Source organism: Moorena sp. SIO1G6, from assembly GCF_010672795.1.
GTDB lineage: Bacteria > Cyanobacteriota > Cyanobacteriia > Cyanobacteriales > Coleofasciculaceae > Moorena > Moorena producens.
The window spans coordinates 96265-102264 of sequence record NZ_JAAHFZ010000001.1 but is presented as its reverse complement, the minus strand read 5'-3'; the positions used below and the strand labels follow the sequence as shown (position 1 = coordinate 102264).

The window sequence follows — 6000 nt, the reverse complement described above, 5'->3', positions numbered from 1 at the left end:
ACTGATTTCACTGTTGTCATCGGCAGTAATGGTGATTTCTACTGCCCCAGCTGGAACAGTGTCCAGAGCAATGGTATACTCCTGTGCCTCTCCTCCTTCCGTCAGAGGGGAAATCTCGCTGATCAGTATTTGACCAGCAGCATCTGCGTCATTATCAGTAATGGTGATCTCGGTGACTGGGATAATCAGAGTATCAGGATATTTGACCTCATCTCCGGTGTTGGTAATGGCGTAGCTGATAGTGCTGGTGTGCTCACCTTCTATACTCTGGTCATCCAGCGCCTGTACCGTAATGGTTTTGGCGCTGGTATCACTCAGACTCACCACTACTTCGTTGTCGTAGATCTCCCCATCAACACTGATTTCACTGTTGTCATCGGCAGTAATGGTGATTTCTACTGCCCCAGCTGGAACAGTGTCCAGAGCAATGGTATACTCCTGTGCCTCTCCTCCTTCCGTCAGAGGGGAAATCTCGCTGATCAGTATTTGACCAGCAGCATCTGCGTCATTATCAGTAATGGTGATCTCGGTGACTGGGATATCGAGAGTATCAGGATATTTGTCTGAATCCCCGGTGTTGGTAATGGCGTAGCTGATGGTAGTGTTATGCTCACCTTCGACACTCTCGTCATCTACTGCCTGTACCGTAATGGTTGTGGGGGTAGTATCCGTTAGGCTCACTACCACTTCATTATCGAAGCTCTGCCCATCGAGACTTATTTCACTGTTGTCATCCGCAGTAATGGTGATTTCTACTGCCCCAGCTGGAACAGTGTCAAGAGCAATGGTATAAGTGCCAGACTCTCCCGCTTCCGCGATCGGGGAAATCTCCGTGATCAGCACTTGACCAGGAACAACTGCCTCATTATCAGTAATGGTGATCTCGGTGGCTGGGATATCGAGAGTATCAGGATATTTGTCTGAATCCTCGGTGTTGGTAATGGCGTAGCTGATGGTAGTGTTATGCTCACCTTCGACACTCTCGTCATCTACTGCCTGTACCGTAATGGTTGTGGGGGTAGTATCCGTTAGGCTCACTACCACTTCATTATCGAAGCTCTGCCCATCGAGACTTATTTCACTGTTGTCATCCGCAGTAATGGTGATTTCTACTGCCCCAGCTGGAACAGTGTCCAGAGCAATGGTATACTCCTGTGCCTCTCCTCCTTCCGTCAGAGGGGAAATCTCGCTGATCAACACTTGACCAGGAGCAATATCATTATCAGTAATATTGGCAGTGAATTCTGCAACTAAGCCAACAGCATAGCTTGGATCATCGGAAACCGTAATTTCTTGCCTGATTTGACTGCTGTGCTCTTCTTCAACTTGCTCATCATCTACCGGCTGCACCGTGATTTCTTTTTCCAGAGTCTCAGCGTTGAGAGTAATGACTTGCTCTTTGGCAAACTCTTCATCATCTACCTTGATTACACTCTGGTCATCAGCAGTCAGCTTAACCGTTACATCCCCAGTGGGTCGGGTACTTAAGGCAACTGTGTAAATTCCCTCTTGACCCTCTTGGACAGATACAAGACCATCCATGAACACGATTCCAGGGTCATCGTCTGCAATATTGGCAGTATATGATGGGCCTTGTCCGATAGGATAGTTCTCAGAATCTTCTGTATCGCTAACTCTGTGAGTGATGGTGCTAGTGTGAACACCTTCTACCAGAGCATCCTGAACTGCTCGTACCCTAATGGTTTCTTCGAGTTTTTCTGGGTTGAGGTTAATGATTCGCTGAGAGCCAAAGTTGATGCCATCGAGACTAATTGTACTCTGGTTATCAGCTTGGATAGTAATTTGTACTGCTCCAGTGGGAGGAGTATTCAAAGAAACTGTGTAAGTGCCTGAACCATTGTTTTCAGTGATCGTGATGGCCTGGCTGAAGATCAGCCCAGAGTCATTATCAGCAATATCGACAGTGACTTCTTCTGGTAGCTCGCCCAGGTCATAGTCTAGGTCTTCGGAAGCAATTTCATGGCTAATTTTGCTAGTGTGATCACCTTCGACCTGATCATCATCTAATCCCTGTACTGTAATTTCTTTTTCCAGGGTTTCAGCGTTGAGGATAATCTCTTGCTCAGGGGCAAACTCTCCGTCACCCACTTTGATTAGACTCTGGTCATCGGCTGTGATAGTGACTGTTACGTCACTAGTAGGCACAGTGCTTAAGCCAATTGTGTAAGTATCTTCTTGAGCTTCCTCAACAGACAAGGTGGTCTTACTGAAAACAATCCCAGGGTCATTATCTGTAATTGTGGCACTGAAGGAGCCGCTAGTTCCTAGAGGATAGTTAGTGGTATCTCCGGTTTCAGTCACTTTGTGGCTGATAGTGCTGGTATGAATTCCTTCAACCAGATCGTCATCAGCGGCTTGTACACTAATGGTTTCTTGGAGTTTTTCTGGGTTGAGAGTAATGACTTGCTCAGAGGCAAACTCCCCTTCACTTACCTTGATTAAACTATCGTCATCAGCGCTTAGAGTAACAGTTACCTCTCCGGTAGGCACAGTATTTAAAGCAACTGTGTAAGTTCCTTCCTCACCGCCTTCGATAATTGCGATCGCACCACCAAAAATTAGTCCAGGGTCATTGTCAGTAATGTCGATAGTAACATCCTTGATCTCCTGGCCTAGAGGATAATTGGTAGTATCACTTGAACCAGTAATTTCATGGCTGATAGTGCTGCTGTGGTCGCCTTCCACAGCGGTGTCATCAACCACCTGGACTGTGATAGTTTGTCGTGTAGTTCCTTGGAGCTGGATCGGAAGGCTAGGAGCAAAGTTTGTACCATCTGTGCTGATTCTAGTCTGTGGATCAGCGGTGATAGTGACTTCTACTGAACCACCTCCCACAGGAGGAGTGTTTAAACCAATTTCGTAAGTCCCGATATCCCCTTCAGTGAGATCGAGATTACTGATGATAACTACTCCAGGCTCATCATCAGTAATCTCAGCTATAACATCTGGAATTTCCAGATCCAGGGGATAGTTTGTGATGTCTTGGGATTCAGTAATCTCGTGGCTGATGGTGCTGTCGCGAAGACTCCTAAATTCAGCATCATCCTTACCGCGCACGGTAATGGTTTTAAGGGTCAGGTCACTGAATGTAACATCTTGAGTGGAAGCAAAGCTAGTACCATTATCAATACTGATTTCAGTCTCATCATCAGCTGTGATAGTAACTTTGACATCTCCAGTAGGCTGAGTGCTTAAACCAATTTCGTAGGTATCAGTACTGCCTTCAGTGACCTGAGGAGTACCAATGATAACTATTCCGATATCATTATCAGTAATTGTGGCAGTGACATCCTCAATGGGTGTGTTCTGATCGGAATAGTTTGTATCCTCTGAAGCAATGCTGTGGGTAATGATGCTGCTGTGAATCCCTTCCGGCGGCTGATCATCTACCGCCTGCACCTTGATTTCTTTTTCCAGTGTGCTTTGGTTGAGGGTAATCACCTGCTGTGATGCAAACTCTTCACCATCCACACTGATCAGACCTTGCTCATCCGCTGTAATAGTAACCGTTACATCCTGGGTAGGCTCGGTGGTTAAACTGATGCTGTAAGTACCCTCTTGACCCTCTGAGAGGGACAAAGACTTATTGGAGATAATCATTCCAGGGGTACCATCCTTAATCTCGATATCAGTAGACCATGTTCCCTGTCTTTCAGGATATTGCGGATCCACAGAATCGGTAATTTGGTGAGTGAGGGTACTGGTGTGAAGACTTTCTACCTTGTCGTCTGTTGTACCTCGCACCGTGACAGTGGTTGGTGTAGTGTCACTAAGTTGGATATTTCGACTGGTGCCAAAGTTTAAGTTGTTCTGATCCAGAGCAAGTTCACTTTCCCCATCTGTGGTGATAGTAACTCTTACGGGGTCAGTGGGGGTGGTACTTAAGGCAACTTGATAGGTTGTCAAGTCTCCACCTTCCTCAGTGGGCTCGGTTGCTGGAGTGATGATTAGACCTGGGTCATTGTCAGTAATAGTGACAATGACATCTCCAACCTTACTATTTATTTTAAAATCTGAGCCATCCGGAGCCTCAGTAATGGTGTGGGTGATGGTGCTGGTGTGAGCTCCTTCGACGGTTGAGTCATCCTTAGGCTTGACGGTGATAGTTTTTGCCGATGTGTCACTGAATCTAACCACTTGGCTGTCGGCAAATGTGGTACCTCCTTCAATACTGATCAGACTCTGGTCATCAGCCTGAATAGTAACTCTTACATCTCCACCGGGATTCTGTAGTAATCGAAGTGTGTATTTCCCTTCATTACCCTCTTCAACACTATCTTCAACACCAGTTTGACCAAGTGGGGAAGTATCAAAAAAGAAAAGGTCAGAGCTATCATCAATAATCTCAATGGTAGCGTTATCTATTGTGGTTGTAGGATAGTTGTCGGTATCGTCTGTAGCACTGATTGTGTGGGTGATTGTACTTTCGTGAGGAGTCCCTTCTGATGGGTCGTTATCTTCAGTAGCCTGCACCTTAATGGTTTGGGGTGTAGTATCGCTAAGTGTGATAGTTCCCTGGTCTACAAACCCAGTCCCATCCGGCAATTTGATCTGACTATCGTCATCAGAATCAAGGGTGATTGTTACGTCCCCAGTAGGATTGGTGCTTAAAGCAATGGTGTATTCATTTTCGTCACCTTCTTGAATCTGACCAGTAGCTTGGGTGATGATTACCCCAGGATCATTGTCAGCAATAGTGACAGTGACGTCTCCAACCTTGCTCTCTTCAAAGTTTGAACTGTTTGAATTAGTAATTTCGTGGCTAATGCTGACTTTTTGAGGTCCGGTGACATCTGAGTCTTCAGTAGCCTGCACCGTGATAGTTTTTTCGGATGTGGTGCTATTGAGGTTGATGACTTGCTCGGAAGCAAATTCTTGGTCATCTTCTACCTTGATTAGACTCGACCCATTGGCTTTGATGGTGACTTTTATGTCTCCTGCATCAAGCCCGTCTGCTTTAATGGTGTACGTACCCTCTTGACCCTCTTCAATAGACAAAGTTTGGTTATCGAAGGTGAGCAGATCTGGGTTATTGTCAGTAATCCTGGGAAAGACCTGTCTAGTTTGACCTGGAGAATATTGTGCTTGTGTTGCCTCGGATTCAGTAATAGTGTGGGTGATGGTGCTGTTGTGCTCACCTTCTAAGGTGTTGTCCTGAATCCCCTGCACCGTGATTTCGGTGGTGAAGTCGGTTTCGTTAAAGGTTATCTCTCCGGAAGAGACAAAGGTGTTGCCCCCATCTAAACTAAATTGACTCTGACCATCACTAGTTTCGATTTCGACTGTTACGTCTCCATCGGGTGCGGTACTCAACCCAAATTCATAGGTACTATTTTCACCCCCTTCAATCGGTGTGGGGGTGCCTTGGATATATAGCCCTGGGTCATTATCGGTAATTTCAAGGGTGACACCAGTAAGTTCAGTATTTACGGGATAGTTGGTTTCGTCCTCTGTGGCTGTAACAGTGTGAGTGATGGTGCCGGGGTGAATACCTTCAGGAGTAGCATCATCTATAACCCGCACCGTAACAGTTTTTTCTGAGGTGTCACTGATTACGACGGTGTGTTGGGTTCTGAACCCCTGACCATCCACATTGATTTGACTCTGCCCATCAGTTCTGAGGGTAACAGTCACGTCTCCAGTTGGCGGGGTGTCTAAGGCAATAGTATATGACTGGTCAGCACTAGTTTCAGTAAGCTCGATAGTTGTCTGTGAGAGAATAAAGTCTGCCATAGTGATTCAAAATGTTTAGTTAGTTACCTATAGCAATAGCTAGTACCAATTGCTAATTAGGGATAGCTGCATCAGAATTGGCTTGGGGTTTGGGTCAATAGGAATTGGCTAAAGCGATTTCGGACACCCACTGGTATAGGTGTCGATCTGAGTTATCCATCCTCTGGCAATACAAATGCCCGACCGGGTTTCAATTTGTCTTAAAACCTTTCCCCAATTAATTTGACCCAGCGATTTTATTGTCTT

General features: G+C 45.9%; 1 protein-coding gene. It reads right to left on the bottom strand.

Annotated elements, in window-relative coordinates; all coding sequences use genetic code 11:
• On the bottom strand, positions 1-5754 hold a 5754-nt coding region (locus F6K63_RS00440; RefSeq protein ID WP_287310323.1), incomplete at its 3' end, for a hypothetical protein.
• Positions 5755-6000 lie beyond the last annotated feature (246 nt).